Origin of the sequence: Streptomyces sp. NPDC057654 (assembly GCF_042800135.1) — a bacterium.
Taxonomy (GTDB): Bacteria; Actinomycetota; Actinomycetes; order Streptomycetales; family Streptomycetaceae; genus Streptomyces.
This window is the reverse complement of sequence record NZ_JBHVHQ010001029.1, coordinates 1-2,777: the sequence shown is the minus strand read 5'-3', so window position 1 is coordinate 2,777 and position 2,777 is coordinate 1. Positions and strand designations below refer to the sequence as shown.

General features: G+C 72.9%; 3 protein-coding genes and 1 pseudogene. 1 reads left to right on the top strand and 3 read right to left on the bottom strand.

Annotated features, from left to right (window positions below; translation table 11 throughout):
- Positions 1–965: LLM class flavin-dependent oxidoreductase (locus tag ACFU99_RS39930; RefSeq protein WP_384402542.1), on the bottom strand; the 965-nt coding region annotated here is incomplete at its 3' end.
- 204 nt (positions 966–1,169) lie between these two features.
- On the opposite strand from ACFU99_RS39930, the gene ACFU99_RS39925 reads away from it, so the two are divergent.
- Entirely contained in the window at positions 1,170–1,502 is a 333-nt protein-coding gene (locus tag ACFU99_RS39925) for an ATP/GTP-binding protein (protein ID WP_384402538.1), read from the top strand.
- Positions 1,503–1,528: 26 nt separating this feature from the next.
- On the opposite strand, the gene ACFU99_RS39920 is transcribed toward ACFU99_RS39925, so the two are convergent.
- On the bottom strand, positions 1,529–2,536 hold the full coding sequence (locus ACFU99_RS39920) for an ABC transporter permease subunit (RefSeq protein ID WP_384402535.1): 1,008 nt from the start codon (positions 2,534–2,536) through the stop codon (positions 1,529–1,531).
- Positions 2,533–2,777, bottom strand: a pseudogene (locus ACFU99_RS39915) (ABC transporter ATP-binding protein); the annotation flags it as partial. The gene ACFU99_RS39920 and the pseudogene ACFU99_RS39915, both read right to left, overlap by 4 nt.

The window sequence follows — 2,777 nt, the reverse complement described above, 5'->3', positions numbered from 1 at the left end:
AGATCGCCCGAGCCCTCCGTCAGGAGGGCGAACCGCCGGATGCCGGTCCGCTCCGACAGCGCCGTCAGACGGTCCGCGCACAGCCGCGGCGGGCCGACCGGATGCAGGCCGCACAGCAGCTCCGTGTAGGCCGCCGGGTCGCGCATCGCGCGCTCGCGCCCGTCGACCGTGACATGGGCGGCCAGCCCCTGGCGCAGCCAGCCCGGCATCGACTTCTTCAGGGTCTCCGCCGCGGTGTTCTCGCCGTCCTCGATCTGCACGACACCGGCCGATACGTGCCCGGCCGCCGCGACCTCCTCGGGCGGGCGGCCTGAGGCGAGGGCGTGCTCCCGCCACAGGGCCACCATCTCCGCCTTCTCCTCGTCGCCGCAGTGCATGCCCAGCAGCATCGGCAGGCCGCGCTCGGCCGCGAGCCGGGCCGTCCCCGGCGAGGTACAGGCGACGATCACGGGCGGCTCGGCGAGCTCCGGCAGCTCGTCCGCGCGCGGCACGACATCGACCTCGCGGAAGGCGTACCGCTCCCCGCCGGCCCCCACTCTCGGTCCCCGCAGCCAGCGCGTCAGCAATTCGAGGGATTCCGGGAACCCCGATTCGTACGCTTCGACGCCCGAACCGAACACCTCCAGATCCACCCACGGCCCGCCGCGCCCCACCCCGAGGGTGAACCGCCCGCCGGAGACGAGGTGCAGCAGCGCCGCCTGCTCGCCGAGGGCCACGGGGTGCGCGGTCGGCAGCACGCTGACGGCGGTGCCGACGCCGATCCGGCGGGTACGGCCGAGCAGCAGCCCGGCGAGGGTGACGGCGGACGGGCAGACGCCGTACGGCACGAAGTGGTGTTCGGCGAGCCAGACGTCGTCCAGCCCCGCCTCCTCGGCGACTTCCGCGGTCCGTACGGCGCGGTGCAGCGCCTCTCCCTGCCCCTGGCCGGGGAACTGCGCTGCCAGGACGAAAGCTCCAACGCGCATCGCTCTTACGCCTCCTAGCGACCGACGCGACTCCCCCTGTAGGCAACAACGGGTGACACGTGCCAAGGGCACGGCTTCGCATAAACTTTCATGATGATCAGAGAGAGGCCAGAGGAGCGGCTTCCCTACGTGTACCCGGGCCGGTGACCCTGACGCGTAATCTGGTGACGCCCCGTAGCTCTCCAGATCCCCATGAGGTGTTCCGTGTCCCCGCGCCGAAACCGCCCGCGAGGCGGCGCCGACAAACCCGCCGCGCGAGATGAGGGCGGCGTCCCCAGCGAGCGCTACGGACTGGAGCGCTCGGAGGACTGGCGGGGCGAGCCGTGGATCGTGCGGATGGTCGGCGGCGGCGCCGCGGCCAAGCACTACCGGTGCCCCGGCTGCGACCAGGAGATCCCGCCCGGCGTCCCGCACGTCGTCGCCTGGCCCGACCACGGCGGCGTGGAGGACCGGCGGCACTGGCACAAGGCGTGCTGGAACGCGCGGGACCGCCGGAGCGCGCGGCTCCAGCGGTCCCGTAACGCGCCGCGGTACTGACCCCGCGGCGTGGTCACCCGCCTGATCTACACGTCGCGCTTGGACATGGCGGCGTAGGCGCCGGCCAGCACGACCGCCGTCAGCCCCAGCATGATCCACAGCGGGGTCCAGCCGGTCGGGCCGTTGTCCCCCATCGAGGTGCCGTAGAAGCCGCTGAGCTGGCTGGGGATCGAGTACAGGAAGAGGAACTCGCGGACCTTGTGCAGGCTCTGCGAGACCATGAACAGGCCCAGCACCAGCGGCAGCAGCACCACGCCCAGCATGACCGTGACGGCGCCGGCGGAGTGCCGCAGCAGCGTGCCGACGCCCATCGCGAGCAGGCCCAGCGTCGCGACGTACAGGCTCACGCCGATCGTGGCCCGCACCCAGTCGCCGCCCGTCGTCGTGTCGTCGGTGACGGTGCCGCTGAGCAGCGCGGACTGGATCAGCGCGACGAGCACCGTGCTGACGGCGGTGATCACGAACGCGACCGCGAAGAAGACCATGCCCTTCGCGGCGAGCACCCGGCCCCGGCTGGGGCAGGCGGTCAGCGTCGTGCGGATCATCCCGGTGCCGTACTCCGAGGTCATCGTGAGCGCGCCCAGCGTGATCACGCACATCGAGCCGAGCAGCACGCCGAAGAAGCCGAAGCTCGGGAGCGGGGTGGGGGTCTCGCCCTGGGAGCCGACGGCCACCGCGACGAGCAGGCCGATGCCGAGGACGAGGGCGACCAGCACGCCGAGCGTCCACATCGTCGACCGCACCGACTTGATCTTGGTCCACTCGGAGGCGAGGGCGTCGCTGAGGCTGGCCTGGCGGACGGGGATCGGCGAGGCGTAGCCGTAGAGCCGGCCCTGGCCTTGCTGGCCCTGGCTTTGGTACTGGCCTTGGTACTGCCCCTGGCCGTAGGCGCCGCCCTGCCACTGCTGCTGTGCGTGCGGCTGCCCGTACGGCTGTGCGGCGGGCGGGGCGAGGGCCTGCTGCGGGGCGTTCGCGTGGGGCCCCTGCGGCGGCACGGGCTCCTGGGGGGCCTGCTGCTGGTTCGGGGTCGTCATCGGGCGTCCTCGTTGTCGCGCTTGTTCAGATCGGCGGGAGCGGGAGCGGGGGCAGGAGCGACGGGCGGTGCTTGCGGTACCTGCGGAGGCTGCTGAGGAGCGTGCTGCTGCGGGGCCTGCTGAGGCGCCTGCGCGTACGGATTCGGCTGCGCGCCGGGCTGTCCGTACCCGCCCTGCTGCGGCGCGCCGTGCCCCTGCGCGCCCCAGCTGTCGGCCGGGTTGTAGCCGACCGGCGTGTACC